We start from the raw sequence: 19,388 nt of genomic DNA, 5'->3' as shown, positions 1-19,388 counted from the left end.
ATTTAAACTTCGGTTCTTTGCAGTAAAATGAAATAAAGAGGTGAGCAATCAAATGGAGGTAAATGCTTTATATGTCATTATTGGTATTGTGATTATTTATGTTCCTATTTTTTATACTATAAATCGAAGAATACGTATTTTAGAAGACGAAGTCAGAAAGTTGACGAATGGAGACAAGTAGTTTTAATAAGGTAGGAGAAGAGGCTGGGACAAAACCCAGCAAAAATGAATAAACCGCATGAAATCAAATTTATAAACCTTGATTTCATGCGGTTTTAATTATGCTTATTGTACAAAAACCAGCTAGATTTCAACTTATGTCCCACCCTCTTTTGTATTAATAAAATCTCCAAGAGATTCCTATAAGACATATTTCATGTAATATAAAAAGTTTTTGGTATGAGACGTTTATACTACAGTTGTTTTCTATTGATTTTTTTCATTTGATGAATTCTGTATTGCGTTTGCTCCAATAATAACTAATATTATACTAAAAATTAAAACAAGAAACAGTGATGCATCCAGGGAAACAAACCCTTTATCTGATTTGATATCCTACCTGTATTCATCCCACCAAATCATAATGGAAAAAAACAAGATGGAGTTCACAGATTATCCACAATGTTATCAACAGGGTGTGAATAATGTGGAAAAGTACCTTTATGCACTGAAAATACTGCATAAAGGATGTGATGAAAATATAGGATAAGTTTTACACAGAAAATTGTGGATATTGTGGATAAATACAAAAAATGTGTAAAAAGCGTGTAAATTCGATGTAAAACGACATCGTTCTTTGGGGAAAAAGTTGTGGATAATGTGGATTAGTATGTATCTGTATTGGAATGGGGAAAATGTAGGTGTATGTGCTGCTGTTTTAGATCAGAGGTGAATGATGGTGTGGAAAAATAAATTGCTTTTATTCCTAAGTATGATGGCTTTCATAGTGATTTTTTTTGTTTTTGAAGAAGCTTCAGCTTTTACAGAAACTAAAAAGAACAAAGTGATTGTACTTTCTATCCCTAGCTTATCCTTTTATGAGTTTTCCACAGCACAGTTACAGCCATTGTCATCTTTCTCTTTGTTATACAAGCAGAGTAGAGCTGCAGCAGTGAATGTGCGAATCAGTGGTGGTATTGATGATGTATATGCCACTTTAGGGGCAGGTGTGCCAACTGTCAGCAGGTCGGATATCAAAGCATTGAATAAGGATGAAACGATAAATAAAGAGAGCGGACAAACCTTATATGCTCGTTATAATGGAAGTTTAAATGAAAATGCACAAATCGTAGTACCAGAAATATCTGTCCTGTATGAGTTGAATGAAGATAATCGTTATCAGTCACAAATCGGGTTGTTGGGTGAGGTATTGAAGCAAAATGGTGTTTCTACATATTTGTATGGAAATCGCGATAGAGGAATCGTACTGAATGATGCCCCTAATTATGAAAAAAAGAGATTAGCTTCGCTTATGCTTATGGATTCAAATGGCTTAATTCCATTCGGGAATATTGGAGCTCAAACTGTGATTAAAAATGAACTTCGGCCTTTTTCAATTCAAACGAATTATGACTGGATCTATGAACAATTACAAAGTGTAACCCCAAATTCTTTGGTTTTGATTGAATTAGGAGATTTAGATCGATTATATGTGGATAAGTCTTTTTATGCACCGGAACGTTTTCAACTGTTAAAACAAGAGATATTAAAAGAGATGGATGATTTTTTAGGAAAAGTAATCTCTAATATGGGACAAGATGATGCTTTATTCGTATTCTCACCACAGGTTCATCGTGATGCGAGAGAGGAAAAGCTACTGTTATCCCCGTTATTTTACTATGAACATGAACTTGATTCTGGTTTGCTAACCTCTGCAACAACTAGACGTACCGGCATTCTTTCACATGTGGATATTGCTCCAAGTTTATTGCACTTATTTCAAGTAACAGTTCCTTCAGAAATGATAGGTAATATTGCGAAATTTGAAGAGAATAAAGAGATGAATATAAGCTGGCTCGAGCAGGAATTAAACAAAATTCAAAATGTATATCAATTAAGGCCGATGCTATTGTACTCATTTGTTACTTATGAGGTTATTGTGTTGATACTTACATTGCTTGTAGCAATAGGAAAGTGGATAAAATGGACGCGTATCGTGAACCCGTTTTTATTTTCAATCCTTATTGCTCCAGTTGTCATGCTTTGGATGGGTTATTTTTCAGGGTATTCTGTCTTAGTTCAGGCTTTGTTTTTTCTTATGATTACCCTTTTGCTTAGTTTAATGCTGCAATATTTTTCAGTTATTACAGTACTTACACTGATCAGTTTATGTACTTCGTTTATGATTTTACTGGATGGTATGTTTGGTGCATATGCGATGAAACATTCTGTATTAGGGTATGATGTTATGATTGGTGCTAGATATTATGGAATCGGTAATGAGTTTATGGGTGTTCTAATTGGATCAACTGCACTAGCAGCTTCCATGTTGTTTTATATTACATACTTGAAATATCCTAACATAACAAAATGGATGCTTACGGTATATTTATTAATCGTAGTTTTTTATTTAGCAGCTCCATTTTTAGGGACGAATGCAGGAGGTACAATTACTGCAGTTGTCACTTTTACTGTGTTTTGGGTGAAAGCTTTTAAAGAAAAGTGGCTTCGGAATATCCATTGGGCAAAGTTAGCAGTATATTGCGGTACATTAGGTATAGCAGCATTGGTTCTTCTATGGTTATTTAATGATTTATTCATTTCAGACAAGAGCAAAGTGAGCCATATAGGTAAAGCGATGGATGGATTATTTAAAGGAAACGTAGAACAAATTATAAATACAGTGATTAGGAAGGTATCTATGAATTGGCACCTTATTCAAGTGTCAGCGTGGAGTAAGGTGTTTTTAACGAGTTTAATTGTGGTTGTGTTATTTATACTTAAACCAAAAGGAAAGTTTCAAGAGTGGCATGACAAATATTATTCCTTTATGATTGGATTTTACGCTACAACGGTTGGAACGATAGTTGTATTTTTTGTAAATGATTCTGGTATTGTAGCAGCAGCAACGATGATTGTGTATGTGGCTATTCCTATGTTGTTGCTGAAGATTGATGACATTGATGAGCATGTAAGGACTTAGACCGGAGATAAGGTGAATCAGTTTGACATTTTCAAAATTATCTATAAAACATCACTGATCTCTTGAAATACAATCTCATCGATTGTATTTGGGATAATCAGGATTTGTTGAACCCTTACACCTGTCAACTCCTTTAAAACACAATTCATCGGATATACACAACAATCGCAGAGGTTTTCATCAAAAACACCCATACATATTCATTACCTTCATCTTTGTTTCTATATTGTATGAGCTTCATTGAAGGAGTGATTGGATTTATGTCTGTTATTCATCAAAAGTTTTTACAGCAATATAAAACTCTATATAGTCAAAATCATTAAATAGGAGTTGTTTTAGGTCATGTACTTCAATCATTTCCCCTCTTAGTTGAAGATGATTTTCCTTTGAAAAGTGATTTATTTGCTCCATAAAATGGGTACTACTCTCAAGTTTTTTCCTTGGATAGAAACAGTGAATAAAAGTATGATTACTGTAAACAAGATCTTCATTTGTAGACACTTCGATAAAAATGTCATGATTCTCTAAGGATTTAGTCACAAATTTTGTGATAAAGATTTGTTTTTCATTCATCACTTTTCCAATTGAAGAGCTTGAAGGAACATACGAATCAACCTTCTTTAGCTTAAATGTTTTTTTTATCAATTTAAAATGTAGTTCTCTTGAATTAGGCATTTCTATTGCATTGTTCAATACATTTCTTTGATATAATAATTGTTCTATTTCATGGTCTAATTCTTTAATGCGACCCTCTATCAGTTCTTTTTTTTCATCAGTTCCTTCCTTATGAAGCAATTCCTTCACATTGGCGATGCTAAAACCCAAATCACGGTAAAGGTTGATTTTAAAGGTTTTTAAAAAGTCCTGATCTGTAAATACGTTGTAGTTATTATCATCCCTATTGATCTCAAGGATGCCTTTTTTCTGCCAATGTCGAATCGTATCTTTAGAGATTCCAATATATTTGCTTATTTCTCCTATTTTATATCTGTTTGTCATATAGTGAGAGACTCCTTTGGTACATTTTTACAATATTATATCTATTGACTGTTGCCTTGGTCAACACCTTAAGATGCTTTATGAGGTGATAAAATCATTGATGAAGCTGAGGATATCACTATCAGAGTTATTGTAAAGAAAGGGAGATAATAGATCAATGAGTGTGCAAACATTTGAAGTAATTGTTATAGGTGGAGGAGCTGCAGGTCTAAGTGCTTCACTTATATTAGGTCGTTCAAGAAGAAAGGTGTTTATTATTGATGCAAATGAACCTAGAAATAAAGTAACACGTGAATCTCATGGTTTTTTAAGCAGAGATGGTATTCAGCCTCTAGAATTCAAAAAAATATGTATAGAGCAGTTAAAAAAATATCCTAACATTCAATATAAAAGGGATAGGGTTGAATATGTTGAAAAGGACGGTTCTATATTTAGAGTTCATACATTAGAAGGTGATGTTTATATAAGTAAAAAAATCATTTTTGCAACAGGAATGCATGATGCTTTACCTTCAATAAAAGGACTTAAAGATGTATATGGGAAGTCTGTATATCCATGTCCTTATTGTGATGGTTGGGAGAGAAAAGATGAACCTTTGGCGGTCTTTGGGAACGGAGATTGGCTTATGGATTATGTCAAAATGATTTATCATTGGAGTCCTGATTTAATGGTATTTACGAATGGGCCGACTAAGCTTTCAAACGAACAGAAACATGAATTATTAGAGCATGATGTTAGACTTGTGGAAACACCAATCGAAGAACTTCAATCATCAGATGGGGAATTGGAGAAGGTCGTTGTAAGTACAGGAATTGAGTATAAAAGATCAGGTGGTTTTTTAATGGATACTGGTGAAATACAAGCAAGTAGTATTCCATCTAGGTTAGGAATTGAAATGAATGAAATGGGCGGATATATAACGAATAACATCGGTGAAACAAATATCAAGGGGGTATATGTCATAGGAGATGCAAAAAATGCTTTTTCTGGATTAATAAAAGCAGCGAGTGAAGGTTACGAGCTTGGCGCTAAGATGAATGCAGAAATGATTTTTGAAACATGGTAAAAAACAGAACAGATGTAATTGTGAAGAGAAATACCAAGAAGATCAACTATCTTCTTGGTATTTTTAATTGATGTATTTTCTCATATAAACCCGAGTATCATCACGATCAATCTCTTCCCAACCTAAATTCAGATAATATGAGATGTTTTCTGTCAGTAATATATGAGTTGCTAAACTTAATTCCGTATATCCTCTGCGTTTTGCTTCAGCTTCTGCGAAATTCATCAGACTTTTGCCTAAGCCCTTACCTTGAAAATCGGGATGAACAGCGATATTAGCGATAGTGGTGCGTTGATTTTCAAACATAAGAATCAAACCACCTGCTATTTCTTTTCCGGATTCAATTACCCAGACAGGATAAGAAGATATTTCTTTTTCATAATCAATCGTCATAGGCGGTAAATTTGCCCCATTAAGTCTAGTTAAATATTTTGAATAAGCTGAAATCATACATTCACTTAGGCTTTTTGCATCATCAACGGTAGCTTTTCTTATAATCCATTTCTTTTTCTCCATTTTCTCCTCCATTTGTATATTAGAAGTCTCATTATTTGATATTTTAAATGAGTCTATACATTAATACTTGTTTGAAGTTGTTCTAACAGAAAACAAGGATAGATACGATTAATGCTTTATCTATCCTTGTTTCATTGATCATTTATTTACAATAATGTTTCCCATTCCTCGTAGTCTGCTTTTAGCTTTGCTTTCTTTTGTTCAATCAGCTCTGTTTTTTCCTGTACTAAGACATAATCATTAAAAATTTCTGGGTCTGCCAACTCTTTTTCTATTTCTTCTAATTCCTCTTCTAATTCATGAATAGATGTTTCCAAAGTTTCAATCTTACGGGCACGATTTCGTTCATCTCGTTTTTTCTGCTTTTCTAATTCATACGAGTTTTTATTATTTTTGCTTACATCTTCTTTTTCGTGTTTATTATTTAATTCTAACTTTTTCGCATCCTGCTCTAATTTTTCTTCTTCAAGCTCCGTTTTTTTCTCGACATAATCATCGAAATTTCCCAGGAAATGTGTCATTCCATCAGAAGAAAGCTCGAATACTTTTTCGGCAAGTTTATTTAGGAAATAACGGTCATGAGAAATAAATAATAAAGTTCCTTCATAGTCCATTAAAGCAGATTCAAGTACTTCTCTGCTGAATAAATCAAGATGGTTTGTAGGTTCATCTAAAATAAGTACATTTGCATTTAACAACATTAACTTTGCAAGAGATACACGTGCTTTTTCGCCACCACTTAAAGAACTTATTTTTTTTAGTACGTCGTCACCTGAGAATAGGAAATTACCCAGTACCGTCCTTATTCGTTTTTCTTCTAAGTAGGGGTATTGATTCCAAAGTTCATCGAGCACTGTATTACTTTCGTTCAAGTTTTTCTGTTCTTGGTCATAAAATCCGATCTTAATGTTTGACCCCCAATCAATAGTACCAGATGAAGGTTTGTATTTATTCATGATTGTATTTAGTAATGTTGATTTCCCAGTCCCATTAGGTCCGATCAACGCTACAGAATCACCTCTGTACAAATGGAAGTTAACATGTTTAAACAACGGGGATTTTTCTTCAAATTGAAAGGATAAATCATTGACCTTTAACACATCATTTCCAGTTCTTTTGTCGATTTGAAAAGTGAAATGTGCTTTTTTAAGTCCTTCCAACGGTTTGTCGAGCATGTCCATTTTTTCCAGTGCCTTACGACGGCTTTGCGCTCTTTTTGTCGTAGATGCTCTCGCTAAATTTCGCTGAACAAAGTCCTGCATTTTTGCAATTTCAGCCTGCTGCTTTTCGTATTTTTTATTTTCGATTTCGTAATTCTGCGCTTTTATTTCTAAATATCTTGTATAGTTGCCTGTGTATCGTTTACTCGTTGTTCTTTCAATTTCATAAATGACATTTACTAGTGCGTCCAGAAAATATCTATCGTGAGAAACAACAACAACAGCACCTTGGTATGAACGTAAAAAGCTTTCTAACCATGATAAGGTTGTTAAATCTAAATAGTTGGTTGGTTCATCCAGTAATATGATATCTGGTGCTTGTAAAAGCAGCTTAGCCAGAGCAAGTCTAGTTTTTTGCCCACCGCTTAGATTCTCAATTACGGAATCTGATGGGATTTTCGAGAAACCCATTCCATGCAGAATACCTCTGATATTGGCCTCTACTTCATAACCGCCTTGTTCTTTAAAGGTGTCTGAAAGCTTTGAATACCGCTCTAATGTTTGTTCGTATAGCTTTGTATTATTAATGATCTTTGGTTCTGACATCTGTTGCTCAAGTGAGCGAAGATCCTTTTCCATTTTTAATACTTCATCATAAATAGACATCATTTCATTCCATATGGTTTTGTCAGAGTTTAAACCACTGTTTTGTGCTAAATATCCTATGCTAATCTCTTTTGCTTTAAAAATATCTCCTGAAGTTGGAGAGAGTTCTCCTGCGATTATCTTCATAAAAGTGGATTTGCCTGCACCGTTTACACCAACAATTCCGATACGCTCTTGTTTTTCAATTTGTATTGAAGCATTGGATAAAATGGTTTCTATACCATAACTTTTGCTTATATTAGATGCTTGTAAAAGCATTGTTACTACCTCCATCATGACTATATATCTATATTATTCTTTGTTTTCTCATGTACAGCATATTTTAGATTCTCTTTATTAATTAGATTGATTTTATGATTTATAACGCAACATATCAGTACACTCTCAAGTTTAACTTAATTTCATCTATACTTCAAAGTAGCTTTCTACTGCCAAATTTTATAACTAGGCTGATCAATCTAGGTAATGTATCATATAAGAAAAGAGAAATACTAGAGGGAGGAATTGTATGAAATTCATTACCTTTTGCAAACGCTTTCTATATATTGTATTCATCGTTTTATTTACTTCTAGCTTTTCTTATCCATCTGTACAAAATAATATAACAATAGGATCAGATCATTTAAAGAAAGTAGTTAGTGTGTTGTCTGAAGATATAACAGAATTAACAATGATGACTTATAATATAAGACATGCAAAAGGTTTGGATGGACGTGTGGATTTAAAAAGGATTTTAGAGATTGTAGAGGAATCCGCAGCAGATATCATTGGTTTACAAGAGGTGGATCGATTTCACATCCGAAGTGACATGCAGGATCAAATACAGGAGCTTGCAGAAGCGTTAAATATGTACTGGGCATTTGTTCCAAGTTTGCAGTTTAGTTTTATGGAATATGGCAATGCCATATTAAGCCGTTATCCTATACTATCTACTGATATGATTTATTTAGCAGGGAACATAGAAGATCGGAGTGCTATTTTAGTAGAAGTAGAAACACCAATGGGTCTAATAGAAATTATCAATTTACATTTGGGATTGACATATGAAGAAAAGGAATCACAAATGATGCAATTGATGTTACATATACAAGAGAAAGAAAATCCTATTGTTTTAATGGGGGACTTTAATATGACATATGATCACGAGTTAATGCAGGTTGTAACAGAAACATGGCAAAGCTCACGTACAGACTCTGCCACTATAATCAGTGGATTGGAGATCGATTATATTTTCACGAACAATGGTTTATTAATGACGGAAAGCTGGACAATTCCTTCTGAAGCTTCAGATCATTTGCCTGTAGTTGCGGAAGTATCGATGACAGAGATGTACTAATTCGTGGTTGATTTCTTTTAATATCTCATAAAGAATAAAACATCTCTTTAAATTCGAGATGTTTAGTTCAATGTATTATTCGTATTTATATTCGTAATGTTTATTAATAGTTTTTATCTAAGATGTATTGCTGTATAGTACTTACAATATCCGTATTTACATTTATCATCTTACTTTGCATGGCTTCATTTTGTTTTTTACTATCTGAACTCTGTGTGTATTCTGTAGTATTTGTTGTAATTAATTGAAAAAAACACCAGAAGTCGTAAAGCTAGTAGAATAAATATTGTTTAATCCCTCATCAACCCGTATTCTTTCCATATTCACACTATCCATTCTGTATACACTAAGATAACTCTTTTCCTTAATGCAGGATCATAATAGATTTCAATTTTGGATAGTATAAATTCTTCTTCATCATATACATAAATTTCTTTCGTTTTTATTTTCTAAAGGTCATCGAAGGAAAAATATTCAATATTTATTGTATTCTTATTGATTAAATTGTTGCTTATAAATAGAATTTTATTAGAGTAATAGATATATTGATTGCATAACCTTCTATTGAAAAGCAGTCTTTTTTTCATATACATGATAAAATTATGGTGAATACATATAATTATGAATAAATATGGAGAGGTTATATGAACAATGTCCATAAAAAATAAAAAGTTGGAATTAAGAAATCATATGCTTCAAGTACGGGCTCAAATCACCTTGGAGGAAAGAACAATCAAGTCAGAACAAATCTGTAATCACATGATTCAATTCCTTAAGGGAACATTAAATAAGAAGCAGCCAATCAAACTGTTAATGTACATGCCTTTTAAAAATGAAGTAGATATCACACCCTTAATGGATTGGTGCTGGAAATCAGGAGGATCTGTTTTTCTTCCGAAAGTAGTTCATAATTATGAAATGGAGATTCATCATATACATAGCTTACAAGATGTTGAAGCAGGAAAGTTTGGTATTTTGGAACCTAAGTCAAATACAGATATTTGTCATGATCTATCTCAGATCAAAATTGTCATTGTCCCTGGAATTGCTTTTCATTCATCTGGAGGTAGACTAGGTTTCGGTGGTGGGTACTATGATCGCTTTTTCTCGCGGTATGATAAATTAGGTATAAAACAACCCTACAAAATAGCCGTTGCATATGATGCACAAATTGTTGAAAACATTCCAATTGAAGAACATGATTATAGGATGGATCAAGTGATTACGGAAAAAGGAGTATTATAAAGAAAGCACTCGAAAATCTTTTTGAAGTATAAGATAAAATTAATGTTCATTTAATGAATTTGTAACATGTTCAGCAGATAATTATTTTAAAATTAAGATAGAATATACTTGAAGGAGAAATGCGGTTTGAAAGAAGGAAATACATTTACTCATATGAATGATCAAGGAAGAGCACGGATGGTTGACGTTTCAGAAAAAGATCAAACCAAAAGGACGGCTCTTGCCAAAACATCAATGAAAATGAAGCCCACTACTTTAAGTGCCATAAAGCTAGGGAAAATTAAAAAAGGGGATGTACTAGCTGTAGCACAGGTAGCAGGGATTATGGCTGCTAAAAAAACCAGCGATTGGATTCCTATGTGCCACCCAATCCCAATTACAGGTATAGATATTCGTTTTTCAGATAATGACCAGGATGAATTGTATATTGAAGCCATTGTGAGTACAATAGGGAAAACAGGGGTTGAGATGGAGGCTTTAACAGCTGCATCTGCAGCAGCGCTAACGGTATATGATATGTGCAAAGCGCTGGAAAAAGCAATTGTCATCGGTCCCACTTATTTAGCAGAAAAAACAGGTGGTAAAAGCGGGGATTACTACAGGGAGTAAATGGAGGTGGAGACACAATGCGCTGGAAAGTAGCAATCTTAACAGCAAGTGATAAAGGCTCCAGAGGAGAAAGAGAAGACGTAAGTGCTCAGGTGATCAGAGAGTTGATCGAAGAAGAGATCAATGGGGACGTTAAAATGTATAAAATCGTTCCAGACGAACAACATCATATTGAGGATGCACTAATTGAAATGGCAGATAAACATCAAGTCGATTTGATCTTAACTACAGGGGGAACTGGGTTTGCTCCTAGGGATGTTACACCAGAAGCGACTTTGAAAGTTGTTGAAAAACAAGTCCCTGGATTTACAGAAGTGATGAGATCAGCTTCGGTGTTGAAAACGAGGCGTGCCATGTTATCAAGAGCTGTTTCAGGTATAAGAGGAACAACATTAATTATTAATTTACCAGGTAGTCCGAAAGGTGTACATGAAAATTTACAAGTCATTATTGATCAATTGCCTCACGCACTTGCTATTCTCAAAGGAGTGGAAGGGGAGCATAAATCATGACAAGTGATAACATGTTGCAAGAGATACGTACTGAAGATGCGGTTGGAATGGTTTTAGCTCATGATTTGACTCAAATTATTCCTGGTGAATTTAAGGGCAGACTGTTTAAAAAAGGGCATGTGATTCAGAAAGATGACATTCCTAAATTGCTTGATATTGGTAAAGAGCATATTTATATTTTAAATTTAAAAGCAGGATATCTTCATGAGAATGATGCAGCGATACAAATGGCTAACCTTGTCCAAGGTGAAAATGTCGAATTGACGGAACCGCATGAAGGAAAGGTAACGATTAAATCCATAATTCCTGGTTTAGCTAAAGTAGAACCAGAGCTCATACATCAGCTTAATAAAATAGATGAGATAGCTGTAGCGACTTTGAAAAACAATTCTGTTGTAGAAGCGGATCAAGGTATTGTTGGAACCCGAGTGATCCCTTTAATTGTTAAAAAGGAGAAACTTGAGCTGTTTGAAAAAACGATCGAGCAATTTAAACAAAATCACAACAGCAGGTCCATCATTCAAGTAAAACCGTTTCTAAAATTAAAGGTAGGATTGATCACAACTGGGGGAGAGGTTTACACAGGTCGAATCAAGGATAAGTTTGGACCCATTGTGAAACAAAAGATTGCTGATTTTGGATCTGAAGTTGTGGAGCAGCGCTTTTCACCTGATGATGCTGGAACGATTGTACAGCATATTCGAGATTTTAAAGAGGAAAAAGTCGATCTTATATTAATTACAGGCGGTATGTCCGTGGATCCCGATGACAGAACACCTGGTGCGATTAAACAAGCGGGAGCAGATATTGTGAGTTACGGAACTCCTATGCTGCCAGGTTCAATGCTGATGATGGCTTATTTAGATGGTACGCCTATCATGGGGCTGCCAGGGTGTGTCATGCATGATCCTTATACTTCATTTGACGTTTTGCTGCCTCGAATCTGTGCAGGTGAAAAAATTGAAAAGGAAGATATTACTGTGTTAGGCTATGGTGGATTACACAATTGTTAAGTTATAATGATGAATATAGGTTGTTCACAAAATGTATAGAGCAGTTCATATTATCGTTACTTGAGTACGCAATATACGTTATGGTTTAAATAAATAATGAACTTGAAGGAGGAATTTAATATGGGTATTGGAGCGATAGGAATACCTGGGCTTATTTTGATTTTAATTATTGCACTAGTTTTATTTGGTCCCAATAAACTTCCGGAGTTGGGCCGTGCATTCGGCAAAACGTTAAAGGAATTTAAAAAAGGTGCGAATGGTATTTTAGATGAGGATGACAAAAAGAATCAAAATTCGTCAAGAAAAGAGATCAGTGATGCAGAAGTAACACAAAGTAAAAATGAGAAGGAAGATAATAGAAGATTGCCTGAATAAGTTGGTGAGTAGAGATGAGTTCTAAACAAGACATGGATTTAGTTCAGCACCTAGGTGAACTACGCAAGCGTATTATCTGGGTCGTTATCGTATTAGTTATATGTATGGTGGCAGGTTTTGTTATAGCAAAACCAATCATCAAGTATTTAATGGAAGCAGCACCTGATATCAGTTTACATGCATTATCTCCTTGGGATTCTGTTCGGTTGTATGTCAATGTAGCTTTTATTTTCGCATTAGTCATTTCACTTCCCTTTACTTTGTTTCAAGTTTGGGCATTTGTGAAACCAGGATTAAAACCTAAAGAACAAAAAGCTTCATTGGCATACGTTCCTTTTGCTTTTTTAATGGTATTAGTCGGGTTGTCCTTCGGTTATTTTGTAGTATTTCCTTTAGCATTCTTATTTACGTCTACGATTACAGAAAGCTTGGGATTGACTGAAACCTATGGAATAGCTCAATATTTTTCTTTTATGTTTAATATTCTAATTCCCCTGGCAGTGATCTTTCAATTGCCGGTTGTTGTGATGTTTTTAACGAAATTAAAAATATTAAATCCAAATCTTTTAAAAAAAGTGAGAAAGTTTGCTTATTTTACATTAGTTGTTTTAGGTACATTGGTTACACCTCCAGATGCAATAACAGCTTTAATTGTTGCTGTTCCTATGATCCTACTATATGAATTCAGTGTATTGCTATCTAAGAGAGTGTTTAAAAAACAACTAGAAATGGAGCGTGCATGGGAAGAGGAATACGGAGAGAAGTAATGAGATTATAGATTAGGATTAATGAATTTACGCTATACCTGTGAATAGTAGTGCACAAGTATAGTGTTTTTTTATTGATTTTATGATTTTAACAAAAAATTTACTTAAATGACTTGAAAAATGGAAATAAAATGAGTATGATAAATAGTATTGTTAGCACTATACTAATCCGAGTGCTAATAATACCAAAATAATGTAACTCACATTACATATTTATTTTAAGGAGGGTTATTACCTATGATTAAACCACTAGGTGATCGCGTAGTGATAGAAGCTGTTGCGAAGGAGGAAACAACAGCTAGCGGTATCGTATTACCAGATTCAGCGAAAGAAAAACCTCAAGAAGGTAAAATTATTGCTGTAGGAAGCGGTACTTTAAAAGATGGAGAGCGTGTTCCTCTTGAAGTAAAAGAAGGAGACACTGTATTATTCTCTAAATATGCAGGTACAGAAGTAAAATACGACGGTCAAGAATTATTGATCATGCGTGAAAGTGACATTCTTGCAGTTTTAGCATAAATATATAAGGTTTTAATTTGAGGAGGTAACATATAAAATGGCGAAACAAATTCAATTTAGTGAAGATGCTCGCAGAGCGATGCTTCGCGGTGTAGATGAATTAGCAGATGCTGTAAAAGTAACTTTAGGTCCAAAAGGGCGTAATGTTGTTCTTGAGAAAAAATTTGGCAGCCCATTGATCACAAATGATGGTGTTACGATTGCTAAAGAAATCGAACTAGAAGATGCTTTCGAAAACATGGGTGCACAGCTTGTTAAAGAAGTAGCTACAAAAACTAACGATGTTGCTGGTGACGGTACAACTACAGCGACTGTATTAGCGCAAGCTATGATTCGTGAAGGTTTAAAAAATGTTACAGCGGGTGCAAACCCAATGGTAATCCGCAAGGGGATTGAAAAAGCAGTTGCTGCTGCAGTAACTCAACTTCAAGAAATTGCGAAACCAGTTGAAAACAAACAATCTATTGCTCAAGTTGCTGCGATTTCTGCTGCTGATGAAGAAGTAGGGCAATTAATCGCTGAAGCAATGGAGAAAGTAGGAAATGATGGAGTAATCACAGTTGAAGAATCTAAAGGATTTGTAACTGAATTAGAAGTGGTTGAAGGTATGCAATTTGACCGTGGATATATTTCTCCATACATGATTACAGATACTGATAAAATGGAAGCTGTTTTAGACGATGCTTACATTTTAATTACAGATAAAAAAATCACTAATATTCAAGAAATTCTTCCGGTACTTGAAAAAGTAGTTCAACAAGGTAAGCCTTTAGTTATTATGGCTGAAGATGTTGAAGGTGAAGCACTTGCTACTCTAGTAGTAAACAAATTACGTGGAACTTTCAACTGTACTGCAGTGAAAGCACCTGGATTTGGTGATCGCCGTAAAGCAATGCTTCAAGATATTGCTGTATTAACTGGTGGTCAAGTGATTACAGAAGAGCTTGGTTTAGAATTGAAAAATACGGATATTTCTCAATTAGGACGCGCTCGTCAGATCGTAATTCAAAAAGAAAACACAATCGTTGTTGATGGTGCTGGTGAAGCGGCTGATATCGGTGCTCGCGTTCAACAAATCCGTAATCAATTAGAAGAAACAACTTCTGAGTTTGATAAAGAAAAATTACAAGAGCGTTTAGCTAAATTAAGCGGTGGCGTAGCAGTAATCAAAGTGGGTGCAGCTACAGAAACTGAATTAAAAGAGCGTAAACTTCGTATTGAGGATGCTTTGAATTCTACTCGTGCAGCTGTAGAAGAAGGTATCGTTTCTGGTGGAGGTACCGCATTAGTTAATGTATTTAGTGCAGTTGCAGCTGTAGATGCAACTGGCGATGAAAAAACTGGTGTGAACATCGTTCTTCGTGCTTTAGAAGAGCCTGTACGTATCATCACTTCTAATGCTGGTTTAGAAGGTTCTGTTATCGTTGATCGCTTGAAAAAAGAAGAAGTAGGTATTGGTTTCAATGCAGCTACTAGTGAATGGGTAAACATGGTTGAAGCTGGTATTGTTGACCCTGCTAAGGTTACTCGTTCTGCATTGCAAAACGCAGCTTCTGTTGCAGCTATGTTCTTAACTACTGAAGCGGTTATCGCTGACAAACCTGAAGAAAATGCTGGTGGTGCTCCTGCAATGCCTGATATGGGCGGCATGGGTGGCATGGGCGGTATGGGCGGCATGATGTAAAATCGCCCTAAAAAGCCTGTAGCATCAATGGTTTTGAAGGATGTTACGTTGAAAGTTTAACATTGGTTTAACATTTTACTTAATGGAGGTTTCTCATGAGTTCGCTGAACTTGTCGGAAGCCTCCTTTTTTTTAGGTTTAGTTACATGGAGATAAACATTTTTTGTTGTGTTATCATCTTGAGGTTAAGCGAGAACTCGTAAAAAACTCTGCTGCATGGCATAGAAGGAAAGGAACAGCCTCAGTAATCGAAGAGGTTGTTAAAGCTGCTTTTGATGATGCAGTAGTTTCAGAATGGTATGAATACGGTGGAGCCCCTTACCATTTTAGAGTGACAACTAGAAAAGTTGTTTCGGATCCAAACAAACTAATTGAACTAGCAAAAATTATTAACTCAGTAAAACGTAATAGTGCATGGTTGGAAGCTTTAGAAATAGCAAGAGATACCACACAAAGTATTTATGTTGGTTCAGTAATACACACCAGGCGTAAAATAACAATTTACCAGGAAGGAGTGAGCTAATGGCAAGTTTTGACGGAATGAAGCTAACCAATGATGGGATAGATTTACAAGGTAAAGTTCAAGCAGGGGCAACATTGAATTTTACAAGAATAGCTATTGGTGATGGGGAATTAATAGGGAGCTTAGTTGATCTTACTGAGCTCATTAATGAAACTTTTTCCCTGGAGATCCAACAGCTAGATAACTTAGGCGGTGGAAAAACACAGGTAAAAACCACTCTAGTAAACCAGGATAATCCTGAAGGTTCATTTATTCGTGAAATTGGTTTGTTTGCAGATGATCCTGATAAGGGTGAAATTTTATATAGTGTAGCAAATGCAGGAGATCAGGCAGATCATTTACCACCAAGTAACGGACCTGATGTGTTCGAGGAATTAATCACATTAATTATTTTTGCAGGTAATGATGCTGAAGTATCTGCAACGATTCAACAAACGGTAAACCCCACTTTGGAACAGCATAGAGAGCTAGAAACACAAGTAAATGACCATGAAAATAATAAAAACAATCCACACGGTGTAACGGTTGAGCAGATTGGAGCAGAGACACCCACAGGAGCCCAGGAGAAAGCAGATTTAGCAGAAGCAAAGGCAAAGGACTCACAAACTGAAGTAACTAGAAACACAGCCCACAGTGGGTTTTTAAGCTTATCTGATTTTGATTTATCTGAACCTAATAAAATTAAGATGATTTCCGACACCGTACTCAATGTAAATGGATATTTAAACACTATTCCAGCAGGAACTACATTTGATTTACCTGAAGCACCCACTGTGGGAAGTAGAGAAGATTTAGCTTTCTTAGAATTTTATTTTCCGATTGATGGAAATGGTCATGAAATGACGTTCAGAACACGCACTGTTGCAGGGGTGGACTTTGACACTTATTCTGAAGGTATTTCAGATCATGGTATTAATAAATATGTTTATAAAAATCTAGTTGTCAAACCTCAAGGTGGTAATACAGATCCAATCGAAAGTCAGACTGATTATGTACAATTTTTTGGAAGTGGTATCTATAACAATAATTATGCAGGGGCTCATAGTAATTCAAAATTCTTTTTAAACTTTAATGACGCTGGTTTGTTTTTAGCAGGAGATGGAACTCAAAACTCCAAAGACCTACTCCAAACAGCAGACGGTTATGTCTATGCCGTCCCTATGTTTCGTATACCACGTAGAAACAGCGGTGGATATAGTGTTGAGAATGGGAATGGGGCTAGAGAGTATGTAGTTTATACTTTAACTCAAAATAGCACTAATCATGGTCAAGATGATATAGAAACACTATCTTTTATAAATATAGTAGGGTTATCCGTTGGTAATATTATTAGATATAAAAACCTTGGTGAGCATCGATACGAAATAATTACTGTAAACAACGATACTATAGGTGTAAAAAGACTATCTCAAGGTACGGCTCAGTTTTGGACAGGATATGAATTTAATATTGAATCAGACCGTCCCAACAACCTATACTCAAATATCATAGATCAACGTGACATCATCGACCTAAGACACAAAGTAAGAGAAGAAGATTACAACAAAATTCTCAACGAAGAATTTAACCGACTCTTAGCAGGGGAAAACGGAAATGTTGAGATGAAGAAAGAGTATTTTGGATTGCAGAAAGCAGTAACGGATGAACATACGATATTTTATGCTAGTTTTGATGGGACTCTTAATGCCGAAGTAGGAACAAATCCTGTTTTTGTTTCAGACCCTTCATACAGACCCTCACCAACAGGATTAGGGGCATACAGAGAGACTTTTGAAGATTTTTCTATAAGTGATTTAGACAATACTATGGCTGAAATGACAATTGATATGTTATTAAAAGTAGATAGAATTGAAGAAACTAATAAAACATTAATACAAGCTGGATGGGCTAGTACTAGAGGAGATATCAGAATAAGAGATGCAGGTATAAATATTGGGAAATTCAATCATGTTAGACTTATTATAAATAATGAAGAAACTACAGCATATGTAAATGGTAATTTGGTCAATTCATATAGTTTCTTAGGTGTAGATAAGACCGCTCTCTTAACTATACAATTAGGGGAAGGGAGTGACGTTGGTGGTAGATCAGCAAGTGGGTTAACGATTTCAGAACTCCATATATCAAGCACAGACCGAGGTGAGTCAAACCTACCAAAAGATTTGATCGATGGATATTCAAACATCCAACCAAAATTCACTGAAAAACGCAGAGTTTTTTCCGATGCACAAACAAGTCAACGATGTTTGGATAAAATAGATGTATTATCCAACGATCATTTAAAACACATTGAAGTTTCACAAGTTGTTGAAGGTGTTTGGAGTGTTGGAGATACTATAAAGGTTAAAGGCTATGACGGTATTGTTAGTGGTGTGATTGATGAAGATACAGCGATATCGGAGATTATTAGCTATGCAGATGGGCATACTCACAAAGATTTAACTTCAGATTCAACTAAATTTAAAGTAAGTGATGTGTCGAAACTCTCAATAGGAGATACTTACAACCTTTGGTAGCCTGACTACAATATAGATTATAGCCTAACAATTACAGTAATTGATATAGATGTGAACAATAACATTGTTTCAACGGATGCAGAATACAACAGCTCTGACATAAGTAGTTATTGGATTGTAGAAACCACAGCAGACACATCAACACCAGTAGTGAAAGTTGATGGAATAAACGGAACATGGACGAATCTAGCAACAAGTGAAGCTACTTTTACTATAGACACAGCACCAAGCGATAATACAGCAGATATATTAATTGAGTACAGTGTTAACTTTGCAGGGGGTCAAGGGATTGAACATGTACCTAAGAACGTACTAGAAAGTGAAGTGAATGGTCAGAAACTTATAAAGTCTGAAGATGGAATTGTAACAATTAAAGCTTATTTTGAAGGGAAAGAAAGTGGTGATACGGACTTAGTTCCTCATGAATTTCATGGGAGACAAAATGACACTTTAATTATTCCAAATGATTTTAATAACGAAAAATCACAAGTGGGTTATGAAAATATATATAGTCTCGATTCAAATGTTAGCAGTACCACTACTGATACAAATAATACAATTTCACAACAACTGTTCTCCTTCAACATCCTCCGAGCCATCCAAGATAAACTAGGAGATGGATTTTTTGAAGGTTGCTTAACGATTGAGGATAAGGTACAAAGGGCTAATCAATCAGATATATATTGGACTTATCGTTGGTATGGTTTTGGAGAGAACCCTAACGGAAATAAAGCAGTTATG

General features: G+C 35.0%; 18 protein-coding genes. 15 read left to right on the top strand and 3 right to left on the bottom strand.

Annotated features, from left to right (window positions below):
• Positions 1-52: 52 nt before the first annotated feature.
• Together Q5Y73_RS21390 and Q5Y73_RS21385 are read left to right on the top strand one after the other, a co-directional pair.
• Positions 53-181, top strand: a complete 129-nt coding sequence (locus Q5Y73_RS21390; RefSeq protein WP_305993960.1) for a hypothetical protein — start codon at positions 53-55, stop codon at positions 179-181.
• 717 nt (positions 182-898) lie between these two features.
• Positions 899-3,142 carry an alkaline phosphatase family protein gene (locus Q5Y73_RS21385; RefSeq protein ID WP_305993959.1) on the top strand — a complete coding sequence of 748 codons (2,244 nt, stop codon included), beginning with the start codon at positions 899-901 and terminating at the stop codon, positions 3,140-3,142.
• 267 nt (positions 3,143-3,409) lie between these two features.
• Here the strand turns inward: Q5Y73_RS21385 and Q5Y73_RS21380 are convergent, their stop codons facing one another.
• Positions 3,410-4,141 (bottom strand): MerR family transcriptional regulator, encoded by a 732-nt coding sequence (locus Q5Y73_RS21380; RefSeq protein WP_305993958.1) that lies wholly within the window; start codon positions 4,139-4,141, stop codon positions 3,410-3,412.
• A gap of 157 nt (positions 4,142-4,298) precedes the next feature.
• Here Q5Y73_RS21380 and Q5Y73_RS21375 point away from each other — a divergent pair, with 157 nt between their 5' ends.
• Positions 4,299-5,207 (top strand): NAD(P)/FAD-dependent oxidoreductase, encoded by a 909-nt coding sequence (locus Q5Y73_RS21375; protein WP_305993957.1) that lies wholly within the window; start codon positions 4,299-4,301, stop codon positions 5,205-5,207.
• Between the two features lie 63 nt (positions 5,208-5,270).
• Here Q5Y73_RS21375 and Q5Y73_RS21370 read toward each other — a convergent pair whose 3' ends face one another.
• Both Q5Y73_RS21370 and Q5Y73_RS21365 read right to left on the bottom strand, forming a co-directional pair.
• Positions 5,271-5,723 (bottom strand): GNAT family N-acetyltransferase, encoded by a 453-nt coding sequence (locus Q5Y73_RS21370; protein WP_305993956.1) that lies wholly within the window; start codon positions 5,721-5,723, stop codon positions 5,271-5,273.
• A 146-nt stretch (positions 5,724-5,869) separates the two neighbouring features.
• Positions 5,870-7,807, bottom strand: coding sequence for an ABC-F family ATP-binding cassette domain-containing protein (locus Q5Y73_RS21365; RefSeq protein ID WP_305993955.1), 1,938 nt, complete (start codon positions 7,805-7,807; stop codon positions 5,870-5,872).
• A gap of 250 nt (positions 7,808-8,057) precedes the next feature.
• Here Q5Y73_RS21365 and Q5Y73_RS21360 point away from each other — a divergent pair, with 250 nt between their 5' ends.
• The 12 genes from Q5Y73_RS21360 to Q5Y73_RS21305 form a co-directional block, all read left to right on the top strand.
• Positions 8,058-8,885 (top strand): endonuclease/exonuclease/phosphatase family protein, encoded by an 828-nt coding sequence (locus Q5Y73_RS21360; RefSeq protein ID WP_305993954.1) that lies wholly within the window; start codon positions 8,058-8,060, stop codon positions 8,883-8,885.
• Positions 8,886-9,536: 651 nt separating this feature from the next.
• Positions 9,537-10,130: a 5-formyltetrahydrofolate cyclo-ligase gene (locus tag Q5Y73_RS21355; protein WP_305993953.1), complete on the top strand. Its 594-nt coding sequence runs from the start codon at positions 9,537-9,539 to the stop codon at positions 10,128-10,130.
• A gap of 126 nt (positions 10,131-10,256) precedes the next feature.
• On the top strand, positions 10,257-10,739 hold the full coding sequence (gene moaC, locus Q5Y73_RS21350; protein ID WP_305993952.1) for a cyclic pyranopterin monophosphate synthase MoaC: 483 nt from the start codon (positions 10,257-10,259) through the stop codon (positions 10,737-10,739).
• Between the two features lie 17 nt (positions 10,740-10,756).
• A complete protein-coding gene (gene mog / locus Q5Y73_RS21345; RefSeq protein ID WP_305993951.1) occupies positions 10,757-11,251 on the top strand; it encodes a molybdopterin adenylyltransferase in 495 nt (164 codons plus the stop codon).
• Positions 11,248-12,264 (top strand): molybdopterin-binding protein, encoded by a 1,017-nt coding sequence (locus Q5Y73_RS21340; RefSeq protein ID WP_305993950.1) that lies wholly within the window; start codon positions 11,248-11,250, stop codon positions 12,262-12,264. Before mog ends, Q5Y73_RS21340 begins: the two co-directional genes overlap by 4 nt.
• Before the next feature lie 120 nt (positions 12,265-12,384).
• On the top strand, positions 12,385-12,639 hold the full coding sequence (gene tatA / locus Q5Y73_RS21335; protein WP_305993949.1) for a twin-arginine translocase TatA/TatE family subunit: 255 nt from the start codon (positions 12,385-12,387) through the stop codon (positions 12,637-12,639).
• Positions 12,640-12,653: 14 nt separating this feature from the next.
• Entirely contained in the window at positions 12,654-13,406 is a 753-nt protein-coding gene (gene tatC, locus Q5Y73_RS21330; protein ID WP_305993948.1) for a twin-arginine translocase subunit TatC, read from the top strand.
• Between the two features lie 237 nt (positions 13,407-13,643).
• Positions 13,644-13,925 carry a co-chaperone GroES gene (groES, locus tag Q5Y73_RS21325; RefSeq protein ID WP_305993947.1) on the top strand — a complete coding sequence of 94 codons (282 nt, stop codon included), beginning with the start codon at positions 13,644-13,646 and terminating at the stop codon, positions 13,923-13,925.
• A gap of 37 nt (positions 13,926-13,962) precedes the next feature.
• Positions 13,963-15,609 (top strand): chaperonin GroEL, encoded by a 1,647-nt coding sequence (gene groL, locus Q5Y73_RS21320; RefSeq protein WP_305993946.1) that lies wholly within the window; start codon positions 13,963-13,965, stop codon positions 15,607-15,609.
• Positions 15,610-15,771: 162 nt separating this feature from the next.
• A complete protein-coding gene (locus tag Q5Y73_RS21315) occupies positions 15,772-16,131 on the top strand; it encodes a phage tail protein (RefSeq protein WP_305993945.1) in 360 nt (119 codons plus the stop codon).
• On the top strand, positions 16,131-18,647 hold the full coding sequence (locus Q5Y73_RS21310; RefSeq protein WP_305993944.1) for a phage tail protein: 2,517 nt from the start codon (positions 16,131-16,133) through the stop codon (positions 18,645-18,647). The genes Q5Y73_RS21315 and Q5Y73_RS21310 overlap by 1 nt, the downstream gene beginning before the upstream one ends.
• A gap of 51 nt (positions 18,648-18,698) precedes the next feature.
• On the top strand, positions 18,699-19,388 hold a 690-nt coding region (locus tag Q5Y73_RS21305), incomplete at its 3' end, for a hypothetical protein (protein ID WP_305993943.1).

Origin of the sequence: Chengkuizengella axinellae (assembly GCF_030730905.1) — a bacterium.
Taxonomy (GTDB): domain Bacteria; phylum Bacillota; class Bacilli; order Paenibacillales; family KCTC-33759; genus Chengkuizengella; species Chengkuizengella axinellae.
Note: the sequence above shows the minus strand (reverse complement) of the source record. Positions and strands in the feature narration are given on the sequence as shown.

Excerpts from the sequence above, each read along its gene's own strand:
- Q5Y73_RS21390 (WP_305993960.1), top strand. The coding sequence starts at position 53 with ATGGAGGTAAATGCTTTATATGTCATTATTGGTATTGTGATTATTTAT.
- Q5Y73_RS21380 (WP_305993958.1), bottom strand. The coding sequence starts at position 4,141 with ATGACAAACAGATATAAAATAGGAGAAATAAGCAAATATATTGGAATC.
- Q5Y73_RS21375 (WP_305993957.1), top strand. The coding sequence starts at position 4,299 with ATGAGTGTGCAAACATTTGAAGTAATTGTTATAGGTGGAGGAGCTGCA.
- Q5Y73_RS21370 (WP_305993956.1), bottom strand. The coding sequence starts at position 5,723 with ATGGAGAAAAAGAAATGGATTATAAGAAAAGCTACCGTTGATGATGCA.
- Q5Y73_RS21365 (WP_305993955.1), bottom strand. The coding sequence starts at position 7,807 with ATGCTTTTACAAGCATCTAATATAAGCAAAAGTTATGGTATAGAAACC.
- Q5Y73_RS21360 (WP_305993954.1), top strand. The coding sequence starts at position 8,058 with ATGAAATTCATTACCTTTTGCAAACGCTTTCTATATATTGTATTCATC.
- Q5Y73_RS21355 (WP_305993953.1), top strand. The coding sequence starts at position 9,537 with ATGTCCATAAAAAATAAAAAGTTGGAATTAAGAAATCATATGCTTCAA.
- mog (WP_305993951.1), top strand. The coding sequence starts at position 10,757 with ATGCGCTGGAAAGTAGCAATCTTAACAGCAAGTGATAAAGGCTCCAGA.
- Q5Y73_RS21340 (WP_305993950.1), top strand. The coding sequence starts at position 11,248 with ATGACAAGTGATAACATGTTGCAAGAGATACGTACTGAAGATGCGGTT.
- tatA (WP_305993949.1), top strand. The coding sequence starts at position 12,385 with ATGGGTATTGGAGCGATAGGAATACCTGGGCTTATTTTGATTTTAATT.
- tatC (WP_305993948.1), top strand. The coding sequence starts at position 12,654 with ATGAGTTCTAAACAAGACATGGATTTAGTTCAGCACCTAGGTGAACTA.
- groES (WP_305993947.1), top strand. The coding sequence starts at position 13,644 with ATGATTAAACCACTAGGTGATCGCGTAGTGATAGAAGCTGTTGCGAAG.
- groL (WP_305993946.1), top strand. The coding sequence starts at position 13,963 with ATGGCGAAACAAATTCAATTTAGTGAAGATGCTCGCAGAGCGATGCTT.
- Q5Y73_RS21310 (WP_305993944.1), top strand. The coding sequence starts at position 16,131 with ATGGCAAGTTTTGACGGAATGAAGCTAACCAATGATGGGATAGATTTA.